The organism is Pradoshia sp. TA40_28, from assembly GCF_059694525.1.
The window spans coordinates 57,450-81,416 of sequence record NZ_JCATZO010000012.1 but is presented as its reverse complement, the minus strand read 5'-3'; the positions used below and the strand labels follow the sequence as shown (position 1 = coordinate 81,416).

The 23,967-nt window shown below is 36.3% G+C and carries 22 protein-coding genes and 3 pseudogenes; 7 read left to right on the top strand and 18 right to left on the bottom strand.

The genetic code is table 11. The features are described from left to right. From AC58NB_RS14965 to AC58NB_RS14945, 5 genes are all read right to left on the bottom strand, one after another. Nucleotides 1-95: cold-shock protein (locus tag AC58NB_RS14965; RefSeq protein WP_497427471.1), on the bottom strand; the 95-nt coding region annotated here is incomplete at its 3' end. Nucleotides 96-381: 286 nt separating this feature from the next. After that, complete coding sequence (locus tag AC58NB_RS14960; protein WP_497427618.1) at nucleotides 382-612, bottom strand: hypothetical protein; 231 nt, start codon at nucleotides 610-612, stop codon at nucleotides 382-384. 24 nt (nucleotides 613-636) lie between these two features. Continuing rightward, nucleotides 637-873, bottom strand: coding sequence for a hypothetical protein (locus tag AC58NB_RS14955; RefSeq protein WP_497427617.1), 237 nt, complete (start codon nucleotides 871-873; stop codon nucleotides 637-639). Between the two features lie 150 nt (nucleotides 874-1,023). After that, nucleotides 1,024-1,197: a hypothetical protein gene (locus AC58NB_RS14950; RefSeq protein WP_497427616.1), complete on the bottom strand. Its 174-nt coding sequence runs from the start codon at nucleotides 1,195-1,197 to the stop codon at nucleotides 1,024-1,026. Between the two features lie 83 nt (nucleotides 1,198-1,280). After that, nucleotides 1,281-2,051: a hypothetical protein gene (locus AC58NB_RS14945; RefSeq protein WP_497427615.1), complete on the bottom strand. Its 771-nt coding sequence runs from the start codon at nucleotides 2,049-2,051 to the stop codon at nucleotides 1,281-1,283. 385 nt (nucleotides 2,052-2,436) lie between these two features. Between AC58NB_RS14945 and AC58NB_RS14940 the strand changes: the two genes are divergently transcribed. After that, the gene (locus AC58NB_RS14940) at nucleotides 2,437-2,958 is read left to right on the top strand and encodes a hypothetical protein (protein ID WP_497427614.1); all 522 of its coding nucleotides are present in this window, start codon (nucleotides 2,437-2,439) and stop codon (nucleotides 2,956-2,958) included. A gap of 90 nt (nucleotides 2,959-3,048) precedes the next feature. Next, nucleotides 3,049-3,624, top strand: a complete 576-nt coding sequence (locus AC58NB_RS14935; protein WP_497427613.1) for a cupin domain-containing protein — start codon at nucleotides 3,049-3,051, stop codon at nucleotides 3,622-3,624. Between the two features lie 606 nt (nucleotides 3,625-4,230). Here AC58NB_RS14935 and AC58NB_RS14930 read toward each other — a convergent pair. The 9 genes and pseudogenes from AC58NB_RS14930 to AC58NB_RS14890 all read right to left on the bottom strand — a co-directional run bounded on the left by AC58NB_RS14930 (nucleotide 4,231) and on the right by AC58NB_RS14890 (nucleotide 12,979). After that, nucleotides 4,231-4,431 (bottom strand): cold-shock protein, encoded by a 201-nt coding sequence (locus tag AC58NB_RS14930; protein WP_066102150.1) that lies wholly within the window; start codon nucleotides 4,429-4,431, stop codon nucleotides 4,231-4,233. A gap of 354 nt (nucleotides 4,432-4,785) precedes the next feature. After that, a complete protein-coding gene (locus tag AC58NB_RS14925; RefSeq protein WP_497427622.1) occupies nucleotides 4,786-5,550 on the bottom strand; it encodes an SDR family NAD(P)-dependent oxidoreductase in 765 nt (254 codons plus the stop codon). Between the two features lie 240 nt (nucleotides 5,551-5,790). Then, the gene (locus AC58NB_RS14920) at nucleotides 5,791-7,071 is read right to left on the bottom strand and encodes an MFS transporter (RefSeq protein WP_497427612.1); all 1,281 of its coding nucleotides are present in this window, start codon (nucleotides 7,069-7,071) and stop codon (nucleotides 5,791-5,793) included. Between the two features lie 767 nt (nucleotides 7,072-7,838). Continuing rightward, a complete protein-coding gene (locus AC58NB_RS14915) occupies nucleotides 7,839-8,831 on the bottom strand; it encodes a DNA/RNA non-specific endonuclease (RefSeq protein ID WP_497427611.1) in 993 nt (330 codons plus the stop codon). Between the two features lie 329 nt (nucleotides 8,832-9,160). Next, nucleotides 9,161-9,637 (bottom strand): annotated as a pseudogene (locus AC58NB_RS14910) (SpoVR family protein); the annotation flags it as partial. 574 nt (nucleotides 9,638-10,211) lie between these two features. After that, nucleotides 10,212-10,682 (bottom strand): CarD family transcriptional regulator, encoded by a 471-nt coding sequence (locus AC58NB_RS14905; RefSeq protein ID WP_497427610.1) that lies wholly within the window; start codon nucleotides 10,680-10,682, stop codon nucleotides 10,212-10,214. Between the two features lie 677 nt (nucleotides 10,683-11,359). Next, entirely contained in the window at nucleotides 11,360-11,560 is a 201-nt protein-coding gene (locus AC58NB_RS14900) for a cold-shock protein (RefSeq protein WP_050614125.1), read from the bottom strand. A 390-nt stretch (nucleotides 11,561-11,950) separates the two neighbouring features. Beyond that, a pseudogene (locus tag AC58NB_RS14895) lies at nucleotides 11,951-12,182 on the bottom strand (SpoVR family protein); the annotation flags it as partial. A gap of 185 nt (nucleotides 12,183-12,367) precedes the next feature. Continuing rightward, nucleotides 12,368-12,979 (bottom strand): TetR/AcrR family transcriptional regulator, encoded by a 612-nt coding sequence (locus AC58NB_RS14890; RefSeq protein WP_497427609.1) that lies wholly within the window; start codon nucleotides 12,977-12,979, stop codon nucleotides 12,368-12,370. Nucleotides 12,980-13,962: 983 nt separating this feature from the next. Between AC58NB_RS14890 and AC58NB_RS14885 the strand changes: the two genes are divergently transcribed. The 3 genes and pseudogenes from AC58NB_RS14885 to AC58NB_RS14875 all read left to right on the top strand — a co-directional run bounded on the left by AC58NB_RS14885 (nucleotide 13,963) and on the right by AC58NB_RS14875 (nucleotide 15,093). Next, nucleotides 13,963-14,184 carry a hypothetical protein gene (locus AC58NB_RS14885; RefSeq protein ID WP_497427608.1) on the top strand — a complete coding sequence of 74 codons (222 nt, stop codon included), beginning with the start codon at nucleotides 13,963-13,965 and terminating at the stop codon, nucleotides 14,182-14,184. 262 nt (nucleotides 14,185-14,446) lie between these two features. Beyond that, nucleotides 14,447-14,555: pseudogene (locus AC58NB_RS14880) on the top strand (SpoVR family protein); the annotation flags it as partial. A 34-nt stretch (nucleotides 14,556-14,589) separates the two neighbouring features. Then, a complete protein-coding gene (locus AC58NB_RS14875; RefSeq protein ID WP_497427607.1) occupies nucleotides 14,590-15,093 on the top strand; it encodes a DnaA N-terminal domain-containing protein in 504 nt (167 codons plus the stop codon). Between the two features lie 789 nt (nucleotides 15,094-15,882). Here the strand turns inward: AC58NB_RS14875 and AC58NB_RS14870 are convergent. Continuing rightward, on the bottom strand, nucleotides 15,883-17,295 hold the full coding sequence (locus AC58NB_RS14870) for a SpoVR family protein (protein WP_497427606.1): 1,413 nt from the start codon (nucleotides 17,293-17,295) through the stop codon (nucleotides 15,883-15,885). A 316-nt stretch (nucleotides 17,296-17,611) separates the two neighbouring features. Between AC58NB_RS14870 and AC58NB_RS14865 the strand changes: the two genes are divergently transcribed. Beyond that, nucleotides 17,612-17,842 (top strand): hypothetical protein, encoded by a 231-nt coding sequence (locus AC58NB_RS14865; protein WP_497427605.1) that lies wholly within the window; start codon nucleotides 17,612-17,614, stop codon nucleotides 17,840-17,842. A 452-nt stretch (nucleotides 17,843-18,294) separates the two neighbouring features. After that, nucleotides 18,295-18,546, top strand: coding sequence for a YhdB family protein (locus AC58NB_RS14860; protein ID WP_497427604.1), 252 nt, complete (start codon nucleotides 18,295-18,297; stop codon nucleotides 18,544-18,546). A gap of 104 nt (nucleotides 18,547-18,650) precedes the next feature. Here the strand turns inward: AC58NB_RS14860 and AC58NB_RS14855 are convergent, their stop codons facing one another. The 3 genes from AC58NB_RS14855 to AC58NB_RS14845 form a co-directional block, all read right to left on the bottom strand. Then, on the bottom strand, nucleotides 18,651-20,378 hold the full coding sequence (locus AC58NB_RS14855; protein ID WP_497427603.1) for a phospho-sugar mutase: 1,728 nt from the start codon (nucleotides 20,376-20,378) through the stop codon (nucleotides 18,651-18,653). Between the two features lie 119 nt (nucleotides 20,379-20,497). Then, on the bottom strand, nucleotides 20,498-22,039 hold the full coding sequence (locus AC58NB_RS14850) for a GNAT family N-acetyltransferase (RefSeq protein ID WP_497427621.1): 1,542 nt from the start codon (nucleotides 22,037-22,039) through the stop codon (nucleotides 20,498-20,500). A 178-nt stretch (nucleotides 22,040-22,217) separates the two neighbouring features. Next, nucleotides 22,218-23,903, bottom strand: coding sequence for a glycoside hydrolase family 13 protein (locus AC58NB_RS14845; RefSeq protein ID WP_497427620.1), 1,686 nt, complete (start codon nucleotides 23,901-23,903; stop codon nucleotides 22,218-22,220). Nucleotides 23,904-23,967: the final 64 nt, after the last annotated feature.

Here is a 23,967-nt window from a genome sequence, read left to right as displayed (position 1 = left end):
GCTGAGAAATGTACGAATACGTCTTCTCCGCCTTCACGTTCGATAAATCCAAAACCTTTTTCTGCGTTAAACCATTTTACTTTACCTTGTTCCATAATTGTTGCCTCCTAGTGTGGATGTCCACACAATGTGTTACTATCCTTGCTCAAATACCTTAGACGAAAATCAAAATCTCTTCTCAATCTGAAACCGAACAAAAATAATTCTTCTTAAGAATAACAGATAGATTTATGAATAGCAAAGAATATGTTCTGATTCTTCCATGTTAGGATGTCTATCCATGTTTAACTACCGCTTCACCATTTGTTTGTATCCATCAATAAATAAAAAAGTCATTGGTCTACCACCGACTACACCTATCACCTTAGAGCCCCATAATGTCTATCTTGTTTCAGCTTCTCTGACGACAATATGTCCAACATATTGAGCACGATTGGTTGAGTATCCAATGGACACATCCAACACATAGGTCCCTGGTTGAAAAGGAAAGGTAAATTCATCGTCTTCATTCAATTCGAAGTCTATTTGTTCTCCATGATTCCATAAAGACGCTGTGATGGAGTTTGAAGAGGTGGATGAACCTCCATTATCTTCATTTTCTTCAAAATACAAAGAAGCGCCTTGCCCCGGGGAGACCTAAATTTTATCTTGTGATAATCCAATCTCTTCGATATCATCAATCAATTTATGGACATCTCCACTCGATGAACTCCAACTGATATTGGCTTCTGCTAATTGGATATTGTTATGAAGGGAAGCATTCTCTGTGCTTAAATAAGCAGTTGGAACCCACACATCATAATCCTCACCAATGCATCCTGTCAGAGCAAAAGCCAAAAACATACCTGCAACTAATTTTAAAAATATATGCATCTCACATCCTCCCCTTATTACAGCTGATCCCTATAAAACATTCATAACGCTTGAATCCAATCTCTTGTAATATAAAACTCAACTCGTTCATTGTGTCCATAAACGGATCGATAAAAAGGCTCCTTAGTCAGAAGCAGGTATGATTACATTTTAAACGATGAAATTTTCCAGAAGATGGACGGTCAAAATCGTAGTTAACAAGCACCCAAAGGACGTTAATACTATTATTTTTCTATTGTCTTGCTTTTCTTCAGGTTTAATGAATTCATTAATTTGTATGATCCATATCACCATAGTTACAAGGGCAAGAATCCCGATCGACAAAACACTCACCTCCTAAAGACTTGTTAGACTTTTAAGCCTATATCTCATTTCATTCTTCACAAAAGCTTGGGAATTCTCAACCGTTAGTGAGGATACGGTGGGGACATCCCCTTCTCCCTCTTTGCGGTTACACTTCCACGGTCTACTTCATATGACAAGAACCAGGAGCTTTTTTCTTCGCCTTTGGTCCATCTTTCTGTAAAAGTAATAAGGTACGTTTCTTTTCCTGTTTCTTGCGCCGTTGTTTCCCGCTCGACCTGATACCCGTCAATCCTCCCTTTCCATTTACCCACTTGTTTGGGAAACTGATCGGTAACCGTCCCCTCCCCATCCATGGCAAAGGCAACTGCCTCTTTTATGCCAAACGGTCGCAGAGGTTCGGACTGAAGCTGAAAAACTCCAAAAAGCAAGCCGCAGGTAACAATAGGAAACAAATAAAACATCCCGGTACTTCGTTGAACCTTCGCTCTTGCATAGAGCCATCGGTCCACCCATGCATAAAAGAGTGCAACAACCATTCCCGTGATGGCTAATGAAGGTTCCTGAAACAAAATTCCATTGGCTAGACCGAAAAAACCGTGAAGCAAAACGTACAACCAAGTTTGTTTAGGAATCAATCTCTTTTTCCGCAGTCCTTCAATTCCTACCGAAACCAGATTCCCATAAAACAATACAATCGTACCCACATATAGGCTATATAAAAAAGTCCAGCCTAAAAATGCTTTTCCTAGTTGATAAGGAGGTTCTCCCCTCAATCCCCAAGCAATATACCAAGAGGCTAGAATCATCGACACAATCAGGGTCGTAACATAGGTGGCAGTCAGTTTACGATTTAATAAACTTTCCTCATTCATGTGACCCCTCCCTTTTAATTGATAGGTGTACAACTTTAGATTACCATAATAATCCAAATTAAAATTATAGAAAACTTCTAAAATCGAATACAAAATCAATTTTGCAGACAACAACGAATAATTGGGAACAAACTCATATATAATAGATATCTCTTTTTTTAGATCAATGTCTTAACAGAATTAAGTTAATAATAGATGTATAGCATACGCATAATAATTAAGTAACACACACTCTAGATATGTGTGAGGTGTGTTAAAGCCTGACTAGAATATTTGTATGGATTGAAATAATTAACTCAAGGATATTTTCTTAAATAAGGAAGCTACTAATATTAAAAGATAATTGGATAAATTTGTTTTAATAGATTTACGGAGGGAGATTTATTTGAAAAAACACATGAACAGTTTTTGTGGCATCATCTTATTTACTCTACTTCTATTACTTTCAGGTGGTTGTACTGACGAAAAGGCAACGAAAATGCAAGATAAAAATATTCAGACCATTAAAGCTGTATTACAAAAAAGTCTTAATGGCCCAAGCTATGAATTGGTACAAATATTAGATAAAGAAAGTGAAGAAAAGGTTGAAGCCTTAAATCAATATGAAGAAAACCTATTTAAAGACTATTTTGCAAATGAAACGTCGTATACAGAATTTGTTAACAGCTATGGATCATCATTAATGATTGAACCGATAAAAAATAACTACAAATTTAAGATAAAAACCATTAAATACGTAAAAGTAGATGAAAAAGATAGCGTTTATAATTTCTCAGTAGAACTACAACGCCAAGAAGATGGCAGTGAAAAATCAGAAGTTGAAATAGTGACTGGGCAAGCAAATTTAAATGAAGAACATAAAATAGAAGGTATGTTAATCCGTATTAACGGTTTATATAATCTATGAAGCTTACTTTAAATAATTTCACCCGCTCTACGTACATTCCTTTAAATAGTGAATAGGATAATTCCATCACAGTGAAAGGATTGAGAAAAAATGTACTATGTTCCTTATATTTATCCACATCCATATCCTTATTATATTCATATAGCAAGACATAACTTCCAAAGACAGTCTGTTTACAGGACTTATTCTAATGACATATACAGAAACAGATTTGAACCTTCTTACGCTTCCTATGATAAAAAAAGGATTAGATTAACAGATCATGGAACAAACCCATTTGTGGTTAATATCAATAAAGCAGCAAAGCAGAACAATACGTATCGTACTGCGCTGTGGACGGGAACACATTTACAAGTTACTTTAATGAGCCTCAATGTGGGGGAAGATATTGGTTTGGAAATCCACCCTGACGTTGATCAATTCTTACGTATTGAACAAGGACAGGGAATTGTTCAAATGGGCAAAACCAAAGAAGAGTTAGACTTTAAAAGAAATGTCTATGATGACTCTGCGATCATGATACCTGCTGGAACATGGCATAATGTAACCAATACTGGTACTATTCCGTTAAAACTATACTCTATATATGCTCCACCACACCATCCATACGGTACGGTTCATCCTACTAAAGCAGATGCTTTGGCAATGGAAGAAGGCCATGAGTAAATTTCACTGAATTTATAACTGAATATATAATAAAAAAGGGTTAGAAGATATTAAAAACAGGGAGGACCTGATCTGAATTTGCCATATAGTTCATAGCCATGTCCATACCATTCATTTCAGGAGAACTATAGATAATGCCACGAGTATTTAATAAAATTACTTTTTTACCTTTTAATCAAAATTTCTTTTGACCCTTGCTCCTTGTACTTGAATGTAAAACCAGCTTGTAAATTATAATATATATGAAAGGAATTGAGCATCTGAAGAAGGCTTGGAAAGTTGACTGTTAGAAACCTATATAGGATGTCATTAATGAGGGAAACTTTTGTTACGTTGTTAAATATTCAAATGCATAATTGTTAAAAATTAGGCGTTTCACTATCGTGAAAAAGAATAAAAACAATCCCTTTGCAATTATGCCTATTTAAATTAGGGATAATTCAAAGGCTATGCTATACTTAGCCTACCATTTGCTATTACAGTTTCATTCGTTTTTGTTGCACAAGCTTTATTCATTTATTGAATAGGGCTTTTTTTATTGACCACTAAAAGAACTAAAAAACAAAAAAAGACCCTACAAATGTAGGGTCTTTGATTTAGCTTTTATTAAGCTTTTTGAACGTTTGTAGCTTGTGGGCCACGTTGTCCTTGTTCTACTTCAAACGTTACACTTTGACCTTCGTCTAAAGATTTGAAACCTTCGCTTTGGATTGCTGAGAAATGTACGAATACGTCTTCTCCGCCTTCACGTTCGATAAATCCAAAACCTTTTTCTGCGTTAAACCATTTCACTTTACCTTGTTCCATAATTGTTGCCTCCTAGTGTGGATGTCCACACAATGTGTTACTATCCTTGCTCAAATACCTTAGACGAAAATCAAAATCTCTTCTCAATCTGAAACCGAACAAAAATAATTCTTCTTAACAATAACAGGTATATTTAATAATAGCAAATCATACGGCCCTCAACTTTAAAGTTAGGAAGTATATCCATGTGCATACTTCGAGAATATATCAATATGGATAGCTTTATCGGCGAGAATGATTTCTACCCCAAACAGAGAATACAACCCTTATAAATCTACATTAATAGAAAGGGGTATTGATCCTTCTTAAATCAATACCCTTTAGTGGAAATAACATATTTCACTTTCGAATAGCTTATTTTTGCATTTTTCCAGCTACTCCGCCGCCATCAACTGCCAACGTCACGCCGCTCACGTAAGAAGCCAGGGGCGAACATAGGTAAACAGCTGCATTCGCTTGATCTTCTGTTGTTGCCACCCGCCCAGCTGGTAAGGAGGCTTTGAATGCTTCTGCCTGTTCAGGGACTTCGTTAAACCAATGCTCAATTGCCGGTGTTATCGTCATGCCTGGACATATGCTGTTTACACGTATATTCTGTTGACCCACTTCCAATGCGACAGTTTTTGTGAGTCCATTGATTGCCCATTTGCTGGCGGAATAACCTGCCAGGTTGGGCGCTCCTTCAAGTCCTGCTGTGGAAGCAGTATTCACAATGGCTCCTCCACCTGTTTTCAGCATTTCCTGCACTTCATATTTCATTGCATAGTAGGTCCCATAGAGGTTCACTTGAATACACCGATCGAAGCTATCCGTATCCGATTCTGCAATCGGCGCTGTTTTGACGCCAATACCTGCATTGTTATGGGCAAAATCCAATTGTCCGAAGCGCATGACGGTTGCCTGTACCAAGGCTTTGACTTCTTCTTCAGACGCCACATTGCATGGATAAAAGTCAGCAATTCCGCCTTCTTCTTCAATTATTCTAACTGTTTCCCTTCCCGCTTCTTCATTCACATCCGAAACCATCACTTGGGCACCTTCCCGCGAGAATGCTAATGCACTTGCCCGTCCAATTCCCGAACCTGCCCCAGTGACCAATCCAGCTTTATTTTCCATCATTCCCACAAAAAGTTCCCCCTTAAAAAAATCGTCTAATGCTATTTTATTATAAAGTAAATAAATAGAAGTTTTATATAATTTTGTAAAAATAGTCCTCTTTTATTTCATTGCTTGCAATGGATTAGACAATAGCCAATGTTTCATATCACCCGGTATTTACATTGAGTTCAACATGCTAAAACCAAAAAAGCCACCAAACAATCCATGGTAAAAAAAGACCTGCTAAGCAGGTCCATGATTTCAGATATTCAAGTTTTTAGAATCCCAGACTCCTGATTCGACTAATTTATCCTTCCCTTTATATGCAAAGAGAACGGAAAGAATATTGATGACTAACATGATTAAGATAGCGTACAGTCCTGCTGTATAGCTTCCAGTGAATTGAAAGATATATCCGTAAGCAGGAAGGGCCACAATAGATGCGACTGCTAATCCTAAAGAGGCAGTGGAATATATCTGGCTATACTCCTTATTTCCAAATAAACTTTGGGTCAAAGCAGGCGCCAATGTGCCAATCCCACAAGTTACAAAAGCAAAAAGAATGAGCGCAACGAAAATTATTACCGAGCTGGATGAAGCGAACAATAGAAGGGCAACGGAAATCATCCCTAAAACCATCGTGAATATAGTGGTATTTTTCGAGCCGATTTTGTCATTTAAAAGCCCGACCACGAGTGATCCTAATACCACGCCCAACATATAGACGCCCATAGCGCTTCCGGCAAACGATTGAGTATACCCTTTGCCAACCAGATAAGTCGGGAAATGCATGGAGAAACTAGATATCGAAGTGATTAGGAAGAAGAAGATAGCCAAACCATAAAAAGCAGATGATTTTTTCGCCACCGCCATAGTGACACCCTCTTCTTGCCTGCGCTCCGTTTGGTCTGTTGAGTTTTCCCCTATATCAGCGGTTCCGTATGGGTATAACCCTTTTGCTGGAGACAAGGTTTTAATCAGAAGAAGAACGATAGGAACCACGATAATAATAGCAGCAACTCCGACAGCTACATACGAATATCTCCACCCATGACTCACAATTAAATTTCCGATCAAAGGTTGAGCAAAGGCTCCAATCAGACCGCCAGTTGCCGTCAAAATACCCAGCGCCAACCCATTCCTTTTTTTAAACCATTGGTTGATCAGGACAGGTCCTGCAATCACGGTGATAAACACACCTCCAACAGCCAACGGAATGGCAAACACATACCAACCCCATACCGAATTCATCATGCTGAACACCACATATGAGCCTGCTTGTAAAAAGATTGCTAGAATCAAGAGCAACCTAATATCGTACTTTGCCATCAATTTTCCGCCGAACGGAAGAAATAGCAAGGTCACCACAGCTGATACACTTAAATATAAAGTTAAATTTCCAAGCCCAATGCCCAGATCTTTTGATATCGGTGTTAAGAAAAGACTTGCGGAGTTATTCACTGCCCCTTTTCCAATGCCAACAATTATGCAAAGTCCCGCTAGTATCCACCAAGCATAATGAATTTTTTTCTTGCTTGTCATATAAATCCCCCTTAGTTTATATCTGTACCGAGGAAGCCTAAAATGCTTCCGTTTAGATTTCTCCAATCCCGTTTAACTCAGTTTCATGGTTCCCCATCAACCATGATGGTTTGCTACGAGCTATAGTTGAAGTACTTCTCACTAAAAAGACAGTTGAACTGTAATAATTTAAAACGTTTACACAAATGAATATGTATAATGAATGCAATTTTCTTTTCCTCTATGAGCCTTACTCCCTTAATTCCCTTGGTCACCTCCATCAACTGTCAATTACAAATATTAACACATATTACAAAAATATAATAATAAAAAATTATTAAATGTTTCAAATAATTTTTCGGAATAGCATAAACAACTACCCAGGCGTTATTTCCTTTTCATTTAATCTGTAAAAAGATAAATTCTTGGGTTTACCTGCACATCCAAATCCATAATAAATAAGATTTTCAACTAAATTGCATATACTACCTAAAGTGATCTAAAACGAACTGTTCCAGTATATTTACAACTCCACTGTTGACCAAAAAATAAAGAAAGGAGAACCGATTTGACGGTTCTCCTTTCCCTCTTATAGATATCTCTGACTCATGTTCTTCCCATTATAACTAAACAAAATCCTCTTGCCTTCCAGAACAGGTTCCATATGAATCGTTCCTCCCCACAAATATAGCTATTAATAAAAAATAAGCTTAGGATATCCCAAGCTTATTTTTATAAAACGTTCAATATTCTTTTGGTCATCTAGTTTACCTCAAAGTTATAAGTGCTTACTCCCCTACCATTCCATCGTTATCGTTATCACGCATATAAGGATATAGCCAATGATCACTCGTTATAGGCATACTGAAACCTGCATCTTTTGCTTCTTTAATCGTCACTTGTCCATTACCGTTCGTATCCACACTAGAAATATCACCTTTTTGGTTGGGGCTGGATGAATTACTTGAATTAGTTGACTCAGAAGGTTTGCTCTCCGTTAAACCGAGTGAGGCGTTGACTTCATCAGGGTTCACGTTGTCAAATGTATCCACAATCTTGTTGCCCCTTATCGTATAGGTATACTTATACTGGGAAGGAATTTGTGTTTTGGTATTCGGATAGGTGATAATCGCTTCAAAGTTAGTGGCTCCACCTGCACGACGAATCGCGTCTTCCATATAGGCTTGGTCACCGTGTCGGTTAAGTGTACTATCTTGCGGGGTTATATTATACGCATTCGATACCCCTCCGAGAGAATCAGCGATGATATGTCCTTCATCTAAATCGCTACTTTCAACACCAGGAACTTTTGCCTCATCAGAATAGTATCTTCCAGAAGATGTTACAGGTTCGCTATCGTCATCTTGCAGAATAATTTCGTCAGCAACGACACGGACTAACTGTCTGTATTCATTCGTAAATGCCCAATATTCACGATCTCCAAAGCCTATATCAACGACAACTTTAGATTCACGATATCCAGATAAATTTCCACCATCCACTTCAATCCGCTTGTACCCTGCGAACATTTCATCATTTGATTGGGTTGGTGTTTCTTCATCTACTTGTTCCTCTTCTACTGGTTCCTCTTCAACCGTAGGTGTAGTTTCTTCTTCTTTTTCTTCTTTATCTTGTTTTTCGCTATTCTCTTGTGTATTAACTGTGGTTACTTCTTGTGAATCTGTTTCTCCATCTGTAACAGATACATCATCTACATTCGTACAACCCACTATAAAGATAATTGTTAATAGTGAGATTAAATAATTTATTTTCTTTTTCAATTTAGGACTCCCCTATAAATAACTTTTATAACATGTAAATGCATTTTATCACATAATGCTAGTCTATTTTTATTTCCGGTTTCTATTTCCTTTGATTTCCACCAAACATGATATAGAACGCTTCTCCTATGACAGTCATAATAAAGCGTAATAAACCCTGATTTAATAACAAAAAACGCACGGTGATTTCAAATTCGAAATACTGTGCGTTTTCATTTATTTTTCCAATATCTTTCTCGAACGCCATTCTAGGAATGTCTTGTGTTAATAAAGGTATAAAAATGTAAAAAACGGTCCAACAAAATTCCCGATTGTCTCCTTCTCATCCCTCACACATACTTCCGACTCACACTCTTCCCATCATAACTAAACAAAATCCCCTTGCCTTCCAACACCGTCTCCATATGAACTGTACGGCCCCATAAATAATGCAGATGCGGCAAGACCTTCTCCAGATATTTCACATCCAGTTCAATATCTTCAAACCAGTGTTTTAAATAAAGTTCTCCATTTTTTAAATAGTCCCCGTCATTCACCATTATATACGGGAAGCCTCCGTTAACCCGCATGCCGACAAGCTGATCGCGTACTGCTTCCCATTGCTTATCGACAATCTTATAATCGCGGCCTTTCTTCTGGAACAGATACATATCCTCACGCATGACCAGATCCTTGGTAAGATAATTACGGAGGAAAGAAATATCCGATTCAATCTCTCAAACTTCAAACATTTTTTCACGGCCTGAATTTGGTTTAACGCCGTGCCTTTTCATTTCATCATCAGAATTGTTATATCTTTCTTCGATAGTAATAAGATCCTTCCCTTCAAAGGATATAAACCCTCACTAGTAATCTTTACTATTGTTATGTAAATAAAATAAAAAACGGTTTCCTGGTCTGGAATCCATTTTTGTAGTTGACCATATGGTGTTACCAATTCGTTTCTCTCTTTTACGTAAAGAAAATAAACAATTACTATTCACTGTCTCAGATGATATAAAAAATTCTTAAAGATAGAGGTGAGATTAATTGTTTTTTCTTCTAGAAATAATGACTTAAATAATATATTGTATACCTAAAACAATGAAAGCCCTACCTCTCTTTCATCCTTACGGCTCCTTGTCCGCGCCAGTGTGAATCAGGATTGCAAAAATCAAGTGACTATTTTATCAAGTTATTTGATGAAACTTCAAACGTTCGTAAAAGAAATTTAAATAATAAAAATGGATTAGATTGTAGATCTTACAAAAGAGGTTAATGCTCTAAAGGTGAGTTGGAGAAGTTGAATGTCTTTGAAAAGATTTATTTTAATAATAAACATATTTCCAAAAAATCAGGATATTTTTCGAAGGAAATGTAATCAATTTTCTTAAATTAAACTTAACAGAAACTTTTTATTTGATTTTCAGTAATACCTTTAATTAATCCCAGTTCACTAATCAAAAATTCATATGCGTTATCTAACATTTTTTTTTCGCTTGTATTAAGTGCTTTTTCTTTCTTCATACGCATTAAATCACGTACAACTTCAGTACATTCTTGTATTTTACCTGTTTTTATTTTGTCCGTATTCACTTTATACCTTTGTTTCCACGGCAGTAATCTATCTGATTCTCCATGATGAAAGATGTTTATGATGTGTTTTAATGCAATTATATCAGTAACAGGGCGTATACTTGAACTCTTACCCGTAGGAATCATGACTTGCATATTACCGATTAACATTTTTATGACATAATACTGTTGTTTTTCCTCTGAGATTTCCTTTTCTTCTATGGCTTTAATTATACCTACTCCATGCATTGGATAAACAATGTTATCGCCAATCTGAAACAAATAATCCACCTCCATATATGGTAACCTTCTTAACCTTAACATATATATTATCTTTTAGCAAATATTTAATATATCATAAATTATTTTTAGTTGTCAACTGCTTTTTTCTTAAAGATCAGAAAAAGCACAAATAATAGGAATCGTGTCGGATTGATTTTCCCACGTATATCCTGAAACCTCTACTAACCATAATATTATTTTTCTTTATAAAACCTTCCTGCGCAAATAACACAAAAAGCGACTGCCTTGTTTTGCAATCGCCCCCGTTAGTTTAAGTACAATTCTTCACTAACTTACTTCATTCATTACAGGAATGCTGCCCCTTTTGTTCAAGAAGGTCCTCACCACTCAGATGGATAGCATCTTCCCTTTTTATTCAAAAGCAACAATCTTTACGAAACAGCCTAAGCAAAAATATGTAGGACATTCTATATGTAATCAATGAAAGGTGTTTAGAATATAAGTGACTGTATCAAAAAAACAAAAGCTAAACAATCCCATACAAATAAGCTGTTTTAAATTAGGGATTATTCTAGCACTGTGCTATACTTAGCCTACCATTTGCTATACAAGTTCATTTCGTTTGTTGTCTAAGCTCTATTCATTTTCTTGAATAGGGTTTTTTTATTGAGCAAGTTGATTTAAAAACAAAAAAAGACCCTGCATATGCAGGATCCTTTCATTAGCTCTTATTAAGCTTTTTGAACGTTTGTAGCTTGAGGTCCACGTTGACCTTGTTCTACTTCAAACGTTACGCTTTGACCTTCGTCTAAAGATTTGAAACCTTCGCTTTGAATAGCTGAGAAATGTACGAATACGTCTTCTCCGCCTTCACGTTCGATAAATCCAAAACCTTTGTCTGCATTAAACCATTTCACTTTACCTTGTTCCATAATTGTTGCCTCCTAGTGTGGATATCCACACAATGTGTTACTATCCTTGCTCAAACACCTTAGACGAAAATCAAAATCGCTTCTCAATCTGAAACCGAACAAAAATAATTCTTCTTAAGAATAACAGTTAAATTTTAAAATAGCAAATAATAAGACGGACAATGCGTTGGAATAGGGTTAGTTAGTGCCATATGTAAGGGGATTACACATTCCAAAGAGTTGCAAATTACAGAAATCATTGACCAAATAAGAGCTATTCACTTTCACAAATGCTTTGAACTTATTGAAGAAGAATGGGATTCAATAAAACCCAAATGCCTTCTTATTCTATAACCCCTATTGTGCATAACAAAGTAAGGGGAACCGATCCATTCGGCACCCCTTTCCCTTCTATACATACTTCCGACTCACACTCTTCCCATCATAACTAAACAAAATCCCCTTGCCTTCCAACATGGTTTCTATATGAACCGTTCTTCCCCATAAATAATGGACATGTGGCAAGACCTTCTCCAGGTATTTCACATCGAGCTCAATATCTTCAAACCAAGTGTTTGAGATACAACTCTCCATTTTTAAGGTAATCTCCATCGTTAACTGTGATGTACGGGAATCCAGTATTTTCGGGAAATCTTTTGCGGTTGCATTGAATTTATTTACCCCATTTTGCCGTAATTCTTATTCAGCTAATGTGGTGTTAATCCAAGAAGGATTAATGCCTTTTTGTGTTGAATTCCTTTTGGAAGTAAAGGGGCAGGGAGGTTAGCGGAATAAAAACCATAAAATATATGGGAAATTCCATATATTTTATGGTTTAACAAACGTTATCTTAGTTGAATCATAATACCTAGTAATCATTAGTAGTTGTTCGTTCATAAAATCGGCTGAATAGACAAAATTGTGTTCAACCCAATAGGAGATAATTCCTATCATAGAGTAAGACTGTGCACGAACAAATAATTCCTTGTTAATTTTTTCGAAATATTGGGATTGATTGTCGCAGTAGCTTACTTCAGTTAGGAATAATTCCTCCAGTACACTACTGAATTTTTTATTAAACCCCTTAAATGCCTTATTAGTAAATAACAATCTGAAAATTTCCGAATTACCTTCAATGTATTTGAATATTTGAATTGCTTGTATGGAAACCTTATCTAATTCGAGAGTTTTTATTTGTTTATAAGGCTCTCTAAAGGCGGCAAGAAAACCCTCGAGTGTTTCATCAATAATTTCGTCGATTAATGATTGTTTATCCAGATAATGGACATAAAAAGTTGCTCGATTATAATTGGCTTTTTCTGTTATATCAACAATTGATACCTTTTCGATATCATTCTTTTCGTTTAATAAAGTAAAAAAAGCATCTTTCAAATCCCTTTTAGTTCTGATTACTCTCCGATCTTCTTTTTTATGTTTCATAACATAAGCACCCCGACTTTTTAATCTTTTTAACGTGTTTTTTTTCAACACTTTTATACGGAATGTTGAATACTAATACATATCTGTTTTATTGTGGATTGAAGAAAAAAACTATCGAGTTATAATAATGATGATAAATGATATGTTAGCCGACACGTGTTGTTTACTAAATCTGTTAACATTTTATATTGATAAAGTGGAAGAATTCAAATAAAAACTGTTAGAAAGTTTTGTTTATAGTTTGCAATCTTATTTATAAATATGGGACTTATCATCGAAAATACGAAGGGGATTTATACGTATGCGTTCGACTTGCTATCTTATAACTAGGTTGAAAACTTTGTATATTTATCGTAAGACCGCTATCATAGAAGTTTTTTGCAAAAATGACTCTCCAACTATTATGATTTATTATTCATCTGGTTCTTATAAAATTATCGATATGGTAAACAATACAAAAACAGAAATTTACCACTGCAATTATATGAAAGTGGTCGAAACAATTATGTTTAATTTTCGATTCCTACTTCCTAAACAAAACACTGTTGAATTACCTCAACTCTGGAATGGAGTAGACGGTTGTTAAAGAGTAATACCTCATATAAGGAAAAGCAACTTCAATATGTATTGAAGTTATTAGATTGGGTGTTTTGCCAAATAAAACAAAAGGTATTACAGAATGGTTGGAAGCCAATTCAGAGAAAACCTTTCTTGAAATTAAATATTCGGGCGATGAAGCTATGATTATTTTCCAGAAGTAAGAGTAGTAAAGAGGGAGCTGAAGAAAATTCAACTCTTTTTTATTGAATGAACTCATATTTAAATGCAACAAATTATTACTAATAATAAAAGGATTAATGGGTAGTCTTTATTTTTGAAGGCCTTGGTCGATAGGTCATTGGATAGATTATAATCAGACACACTATTTCATTTAATTGGGTATCAGTACCTTTCCATTTATTACCAACTGAAGAGGTGAAGCAATGCCTACAACAAATCACATACTAAAAATGCTGAAAACTATGGAGACATTTCCTGATTGTGAAATTGAAGAAGTATTTACCAAAAATAATATACCTAAAGTAAGAGTACGTTACCTACATACTTTGGGGCATTTTGAAGTAACAGATTTAACAAAAAATAAACAAATCAGTTATAACGATTACAACGAAATAGTAGATTTAGTAAAAAAACTTTTAAAATAGATAAAAACTTTTTTAAATAAACAAATATTTATGAAGTTGATTTCTAGAAAAGTATTTATAATACTATCCTTTATTTCACTGCTGCAAAGGAGATTACTTCTATCAGGATCTGTGATTATAGCTTTTTTCACAAAAAGGGAAGCATACCTGTAATGTATGAAGAGTATGAAGCAAGTTTGTGAAGAAACGTGCTTAAACAAACAGGGGCGTTAACAGAATAAAGAAGCTTAAAAATATCCTCTTTTTTAGTGATACTGTTTAGAGAATCCTCCGCGAGTTGATTTACAAGTGGCGAGTCAATCGAATTTACAAAGGTTAATGCAGGAATCGTACAGCCGTCAAGAGTTTATACACTGGTTCCGATATACTTGACTTATTAATTTCTTAAGGATGGGATGGAAAGGGATGCTTACGAAGAAAGAGATGGAACTCATATATAATAACAAGGATGTGTTAGTATCACTTCTCCAGGTGGCTGAGGTACGAACGGTCTTCAAGCTATTCATAGTGCAAATCGATTTTCCTCAAAAGGAACAAATCTTGTTTGAGATCGATTCTGGCTATTATGAGAATTTTGGATATCTGCTCGATAAGATGTTAGCGGCTTATATGAAAGTGAATCCAGAAATCAAAACAGATACTTCTTTAAATTCGGTAACAAACGAAATCTGGAGTGAAGCTTTAGAAAGCTTATCAGGTGTCATCAGTGAACCCAGTTTCAATGCTTGGTTAAGAGATACGTATCTAATCAAAGAAACAGAAGATACTCTCTTCGTCTCAGCGACGAATTCTTTCTCAAGAGATTGGTTAGAGGAGCGGTACACCGATAAGGTAAAAAATGTGTTGAGTGACACCAGATGCAAGGAACATGATGTGAAGTTTGTTGTCCCTGATTCGTTGGAATCCTAAAAAATAATGGCGTAAGTTAGCCTATTGACCTTTAGAGACAACTAGAATGATGGAATTAGAAAGATAAAAACCGTGTGCAGGCTAGCTCACGGTTTCCTTTTATTTGGTCCCATTAAACAATACTGTTGATGTTTGATTAAATTATCATCGATGCCGTTTGTCTTTTTCTGTTAGCCTTCCCCTTTAATAAAAAAGCGATTGCCCTCATTTTGCAATCTACCATGAGAGTATAAGTTTATTAACGATTAATTTGTGATAAATATGATAATATAATAATAAAATATAGTTTAGAGGGGTTAATTTATGGAAATGTTGAATTTCTTAGGAATTATTCCTATCATAATATATTTAGGAATTCTCATTTTTGCTACTTATGTTGCAAGTACTATCATAAAGTTAATGAAACAAAAAAATGATTATCTAAAGGACATTCGTGACGAGATCAGGAAAAATAATAGTGTCAATTAGTTTCAACCATTGTTCCACTCCCAATTTTAATAGTAGAAGATTTTGTTTGTAGATAAGGAAATTTAGAGAATTGGTAACCAAATTATATTCCCATTCTTCAATTATCGAGCACGAACTTATATTCAAAAAGTAACACTTCTCAAATAAAAAGAGGCTGGGACATAACTAAATTTACTATGTCTAAAGCCGAATGATGTATTGGATTTTTATTAATCTAAATAGAAAAAGCCGAACTATTATAAATAATGCTAACACTGCATTTAATAATAGTTCGGCCTTTTTAGTTACTGGAAACCTTTTGTCCCAGCCCCTTCACATTACTCATACATATTTCCGACTCACACTCTTCCCATCATAACTAAACAAAATCCCCTTGCCTTCCAGCACCGTTTCCATATGAACCGTACGGCCCCACAAATAATGCATATGCGGCAAGACTTTCTCCAAGTATTTCACATCCAATTCAATATCTTCATACCAATGTTTCAGGTAGAGCTCACCATTTTTCAAATAGTCACCATCAATCACAGTGATATAGGGGAATCCACCGTTAACCCTCATACCGACGAGCTGATCGCGTACCGCTTTCCATTCTTTATCAACAATCTTGTAATCGCGACCTTTTTTCTGGAACAGATACATATCCTCGCGCATGACTAGATCCTTTGTGAGGTAATTGCGGAGGAAGGAAATGTCCGATTCAATTTCCCGCACTTCAAACATTTTTTCTCGGCCTGAATTCGGTTTAACCCCGCGCCTTCTCATCTCTTCGTCTGGATTGTTATAACGTTCTTCAATATCCTCAAACATCTTAATACCCAAATAATAAGGATTAATGCCTGTTCGGGACGGCTGTACGACTCCTGCATTCAGCTTTGCAAATTCAATTGCTTCCCCGCCTGTTAAATCAAGTTCGCGGAGGATTCTTTGGTGCCAGTAGCTTGCCCAGCCTTCGTTCATGATTTTAGTTTCTAGCTGCGGCCAGAAGTAGAGCATTTCTTCCCGCATCATGGTCAATATGTCTCGCTGCCAATCCTCTAGATTTCGACTATATTGCTCAATGAATAAGAGGATATCCTTTTCTGGGCGCGGAGGAAATTTCTTAACCTTTGTCTTTTTCTTTTGTCCCTTTTGCTGGCCATCCAAGTTCCATAAATCATCGTACGGAGTAGTGAATTGTGGAGAATCATCTTCAATTTCGTCTTCATCCATCGACCAATTCAATTTCGGCCGAACAAGTGATGGATCAATATGTTCCTCAATTGCCAGAACGGAATCAAGAAACTTCTCTACCTCCATCTTCCCATGATCTATCTCATATTGCCTAACTCTTTCCGCAGTGGCAGACATACTTTCAACCATATCCCGCTTTGTATTTTTAAAACGAACGTTATTTTTGAAGAAATCACAATGGGCCAGCACATGCGCTACAATCAACTTATTTTGAATCAAGGAATTAGAATCTAATAAAAAGGCATAACAAGGATCCGAATTGATAACAAGCTCGTAAATTTTGCTTAATCCCACATCATACTGAAGCTTCATCTTGTGAAATTGTTTCCCAAAACTCCAATGAGAGTATCGAGTTGGCATTCCATAGGCACCAAATGTATAAATAATTTCACTTGGGCAGATTTCATATCTCATTGGGTAAAAATCCAGTCCAAATCCAACCGCGATTTCAGTTATTTCATCAATGGCATACTCTAAATCCTTTTGCTCGTCTGCTCTCACCCAATCCCCCCTTTATTACTCTTATCTTATTAATATGAAGAGATGAGAAAATCATGTTAAAAGAACTCAGAAGACTGTGGAGTTAAAGTAAGTAGACAAAGCATCTATGAATTAGCCTTTTTAATAACCGTACCGATTCTTTTTAAATGACTATTTAGGGTAGAACATTATATTCCACAGTATGTATAATATGGTAAAATTATAAGATTATAGACCATTATAGGAGGGCGAGTAGTATGAACGGTTGGCGAATAGCTAAAGGGCATGCATGGGTTCTGTTACTCCTGCTAGGTATTCTGTCCTTTCCTAACACGGGATGGGCCTTGCCGATGCGGTATTTAAAGGAATTGTGAAGAAACATGATGGAAGTAAGTTCGTTATCCAAGTAGATACTGTCTATAAAGGTGAGCCGGACCCGCGGACCGTCGTGAAAGATACGACGCAAGATTGGCTACAAGAAACTTTCAATGTAAGTGGAACCTACCTAATATATGGATATAACGGTAAGTTTCAATTACAGGCGCATGGCTATTATGGCGACGCATGAGAAGTATCCGTTAACCCTAGGAGTTATTGGTTTATTGCTAAATCCCCTTGCTTCTTAATGATGATATGGTATTCCTAAATCCTTAGGCAAAACATCTTTCACCCCACATCTAATTTTTGCCTCTAACTGTGGTCAAAAATAAAGCACTTCTTTTTTATATTTCCCCTTATAAAGCCAACAATTAGTTATACCTCTGTTGTATCATCGGATAACGCTAACTTTTTTCTTCTATATAAAATGCCTGCCCATATCTTACACAAAGTTCTCACTTCCCACATTAAATATAGGATAGAAATCCATTGATATGGGTTAGGATATCCGCTTCGCCAAATATTAAGCCATGGAAAGTTTCAAATATACATTTTACAAACTGCCCAACTTTTACAGGGTGATAAAATCATGACTTTGAACAAACTAATTTTAACTCCTCCACTTAAAGGAGTGTGAAGCAAATGGATAAAGTTGATTATGATCGTGCTTTGTACTACACACATCGCTCAGAATGGGATAACCTTCTACTTCTGATGGTAAGGACAAAAGACCACTTTTTGTCCAAAAAAATCGAACATTTTTTGCATGCTTATCATTTTTCAAAAGAGCAAACTTCTGTTGAAAAGACATTGAATGCTCTTCTTCACTATATTGACCATGCCACATTCCTTCCTGATGATGAGGAAGAAGGCTGGGCAATGCAAACTTTTTAATATCCTTATTTTTTTCTGTGGTGGGAAAAATATACGGTTAAAATGTAAACAGCGAAACTCGGTGTAAATAAATAGAGAGCTGACCTTTAGTCAGCTCTCTGTTTTTATATTTCTGATACCTTTTGCATCATTTCATTCATAAAGGATTGTAACTTTTGCTCACTTGCTTGTTTTTGGCTATCCTTAACCGCAAAGTAGAACTTAATCTTAGGCTCAGTTCCTGATGGTCTCAAACATACCCATGATTCATCTTCAAAGAAGTATTTGAGAACATTTGATTTAGGCAAATGGATGGCTTCTTCCTTATTTGTAACCAAATCTAATCGTGTACTTTCTTTATAATCTTCTACAGCTACTACTTTTACACCATCAAGAGAAGTAAGCGGCTCCTTACGGAATGTAGCAAGAATTTGCTGAATATGTGCAGCCCCTTCTTTTCCTTTTAAGGTCAAGGAACGCATTCCCTCTAAATAATATCCATGTTTTTCATACAAATCTTCAAGTGCCTGGTACATGGTTTTTCCAAGGCGTTTGTAGTGAGCGCAAATTTCTACTGCCATTACTGCAGCCTGAACCGCATCTTTATCACGGGCAAAATCTTTAATCAATGAACCATAGCTTTCTTCATATCCAAATAGGAATGAATACTCACCAGACTCTTCATATTGCTTGATTTTTTCCCCGATGAATTTAAAGCCAGTCAGAACATCTTCCGTTTTTACTCCATAGCTGGAAGCAATTGAACGGCCAAATTCTGAGGTTACAATCGTTTTAAACATGATTCCGTTATCAGGCAATGTTCCTTTTTCTTGTTTCTGGGACAGAATATAGTCTAAGAATAACGCACCTGTTTGGTTACCGGTTAAAACCGTGTATTCCCCTTTTTCGTTTTTAACAGCCAAACCAACACGGTCAGCATCTGGATCTGTACCGATTAAGATATCAGCGCCCATTTCTTTTCCTTTAGCGATTGCTAATTCAAATGCAGCATGTTCTTCTGGGTTTGGGGATTTTACAGTCGAGAATTCAGGGTCTGGTAATTCTTGCTCTTTTACCACTTCCACATGCTCATAGCCCAAATCTTTTAAAGCACGACGTACAGAAAGATTAGCTGTACCATGCAATGGAGTGAAAACAACTTTCACATCTACTTCTTTTGCTAAATTTGGTTGTTCAGAAATCGTAAGGACTTTTTCATTATAGGCATCGTCGACTTCTTTGCCGATTATTTTAATCAACCCTTTATCACGTAACACGGACTCTTCTTCTACTTTAATTTCAAGTTCATTTTCAATCGCATTCACCATCTCGATTAGAGCATCCGCATCAGCAGGTGGTAATTGTCCGCCATCTTCGTTATACACTTTGTAGCCATTATATTCTGGCGGGTTGTGGCTTGCTGTGATAACTATTCCGCCGGCTGCACGTAAGTAACGAACAGCAAAAGATAGTTCCGGAGTTGGGCGAAGACTATCAAATACATAGGCTTGAATGCCATTAGTAGCAAGAGTTTTTGCCGCTTCCATCGCAAACTCGGGTGATTTATGTCTGGAGTCATAAGCAATGACCACTCCACGCTGTTTAGCTTCTTCCCCTAATTTTTCAATATAGGATGCAAAACCTTGCGTTGCTTTTCGGATTGTATAAACATTCATACGGTTTGTTCCAACACCGATTTCACCACGCATACCGCCCGTACCAAATTCCAAATTTTTGTAGAAGCATTCTTCTAACTCGACTTCATCATCCACAAGCGTAGTTAATTTTTCATGTAACTCTGGTTCAAGCGTTAAATGATCATTCCATCTATTATAAGCTGTTTTCCAGTCCATTTATTGTATTCCTCCTAATTATATTGCTAACCACATATACGATCCTTTTTATTTTACTAAATATTTAATATTTCTTGAATATTATTAGCGAATATCTTTGAAGAAATATTTTCCAAACACTACCGTTTGTAATTAATCTCATACAAATCTCTTCTGCGATCTTTTAATTGGCGTACCGTTCCAGATAATCTCTGGCGTCTAAGAATCTCAAGGTCAACATCTCCAATAAGCACCATTTCTATATTGGCATTCGTTTCGCCTACAATCCCATCACGTGGATACTCAAAATCAGATGGAGTAAAGATTGCTGATTGTGCATACTGTATATCCATATTTTCCGTTTGTGGCAAATTCCCCACCGTTCCAGAAATGACGGTATATACCTGGTTTTCCACTGCACGAGCCTGTGCGCAGTATCTTACGCGCAAATAACCTTGTCGATCTTCTGTACAAAATGGTGTGAAAATAATATTAGCTCCTTTGTCTGCCGCAATCCTGGACAATTCCGGAAACTCAATATCATAGCAAATGAGCATGGAGATTTTTCCGCAATCTGTATCAAATACATGTACCTCATCACCAGCATTTATTCCCCACCATTTTTTCTCATTTGGTGTTATGTGAAGCTTATATTGCTTCTCAATTGTCCCATCTCTCCTAAAGAGGTATGCAATATTATAGATATTATCATCCTCTTCTTTCACAAAATGGGAACCACCAATAATATTCACGTTATAGCGGACAGCCAGGTTGGTAAACAACTCAATATATTGTTCTGTAAAATCGGTTACTTTTCGGACTGCCTGACTCGGAACCTTTTCATCTAAAAAGGACATCAGTTGAGTCGTTAATATTTCTGGAAATACCACAAAATCAGAATCAGCATCCGCAGAAACATCAACAAAATATTCAACTTGGTTTGCAAAATCTTCGAATGAGTGAATTTTTCTCATCATATATTGCACAACACATATTCGAACAGGATAAGCAGTTTTATAATACCGTTTTGATTTAGGACGATAATCCACATTATTCCATTCCATTAGTGTAGCGTATTTTCCTGATGCTCGATCATCCTCCAAATAGTTTTGATTAATACGGGTTAACGTAAATTCATTCAAAAATTGGAAGGATAAAACCGGGTCATATATTTTATGTAAGCGTACTTCTTCCACATATTCACGAGCAGTCATTTGATCTGAATATTTATGGTAGTTTGGAATCCTGCCGCCAATAATAATACTTTTCAAATTTAACTTGCGGGCTAACTCCTTACGTTCTTCATATAAGCGGTGGCCAACCTTCATTTTTCTATATTTTGGATGAACCATAACTTCAATTCCATATAGATTTAAACCGTCAGGATTATGGTTCGTAATATATCCATCATCTGTTATTTCAGACCAGGTATGGCGATCATCATATTCATCAAAATTGATGATTAAACTGGAGCATGAGCCAATCACTTCATCATTTAATTCTGCAACAAATTGCCCTTCCGGAAAAATGGATAAATGGCTTTCCAAATGCTCGCGTTTCCAAGGGTCCATCCCCGGAAAACAAAGCTTTTGCAGCTCCAGAATATCATCTATATCGCGAATCTCCATTCGCCTGATTTCCATTTTATGTTCATATTTAGTTAAATCCAATTCTTCAGTCACGGACATGACACTCCTTTTATTAAACCCATTCTCTCTATCCTTTGCTTTTTCCCACTTATTGCTTTTTTTAAACAATCCATATGACTGCAAAGCCCTGCCAGAAAGGGATTCCTTGTTTAATCATCGTCACAATAAGAAAAGCCATTGGAATTAGTTTCCAATGGCTTTGATAATGGTGTTATCTTTCAATTAAATAAACAATGGCTTCCCACGGTCTCAGGAATGTTTCAGCAATTGTTTCTTTTTCCGCACGATCAGAGTAATTTCCTATTACCTTTTGTCCAGAATAATCTTTTACACTTTCTGGCCATGTTATATGTTGTTCTTCATTTGTGAAATTGGTTAATACAAGCAATGTTTGTTGATTAAAATGTCTCATATAGGCAAAAATATGCTCATTTTCTGCTTCAATTAACTCATAGCTTCCTTTTACTATAATCGGCATTTCTTTGCGCAGGGCAATTAGCTTTTTATAATAGTAGAAAATCGAATCAGGATCTTTTCGAGCATTTTTAGCGTTAATATCTATATAGTTTGGATTTATGTTAATCCAAGGTTCCCCCGTTGAAAAACCAGCCTGTTCGGTATCGTCCCATTGCATCGGAGTTCGAGCGTTGTCACGGCTTTTTGCATAAATGCTCTTCATAATCTCCTCTGGCTTTATACCTTTTGCCAGTCTCTCTTTATACATATTAATACTCTCAATATCCCGGTAATACTCTATATTCGGAAACTGTACATTTGTCATCCCAATTTCTTCACCTTGGTAAATATAAGGTGTCCCCTGGAGAAAATGCAGACATGTTCCTAACATTTTTGCTGACTCTATTCGGTATGCTCCATCATCTCCAAAACGTGACACAATTCTCGGTTGATCATGATTATTCCAATAAAGGCTGTTCCACCCTTTTCCATGCAGTTCAGTCTGCCATTTTGAAAGGATTTTCTTCAGCTTTACTAAATCGAGGGGCTTGAGGTCCCATTTCCCTGTTGGACCGGAATCTACGTCCATATGCTCGAATTGAAAGATCATATTTAACTCTTCACGATCCTCAGCTGTATATAATATCCCTTCATCCGGCGTTACACCAGGTGTTTCCCCCACCGTCATTACATCGTATTTAGACAGAACTTCTTTATTCATTTCTTGAAAATACTCATGTATTTTCGGACCATTCATATAATAATTCGCACCAGATGCATATTCTTTGTCTTCAACTACTGGCCCATCAGGAAGATCAGGATCTTTTGATATTAGGTTTATGACGTCCATTCGGAAACCATCTACACCTTTATCCAGCCAAAACTTCATTAAATCATATACTTCTTTTCGGACCTTTTCATTTTCCCAGTTAAGATCTGGTTGTTTTTTGGAGAACAGATGTAAATAATAATCATCAGTTGCTTCATTATATTCCCACGTCGATCCACTAAAAAAGGATTCCCAGTTATTCGGCTCCTTCCCGTTCTTTCCAGGACGCCATATGTAATAATCTCTATATAGATTATCTTTAGATTTTTTTGATTCAATAAACCAGGCGTGCTCGTCAGATGAATGATTCACAACAAGGTCCATCACAAGTTTAATGCTCCTTTTGTGCATTTCCTCAAGCATCGTATCCCAATCCTGCATCGTTCCGAATTCGTCCATAATATCGCGATAGTCACTAATATCGTAACCGTTATCATCATTTGGTGATTTATACACCGGAGATAGCCAAACCACATCCACACCAAGCTCTTCTAAATAATCCAGACGTGATATGATTCCCTGAATATCTCCTATTCCATCTCCGTTAGAATCCATAAAACTTCGCGGATAAATTTGATAAACGACAGCTTCTTTCCACCATTGTTTTTTCATCATTCGTTCAGCACCTTCCTTATGATATGTGCAAAATCAATAAGTCCTTCTATAAAAAGACTTC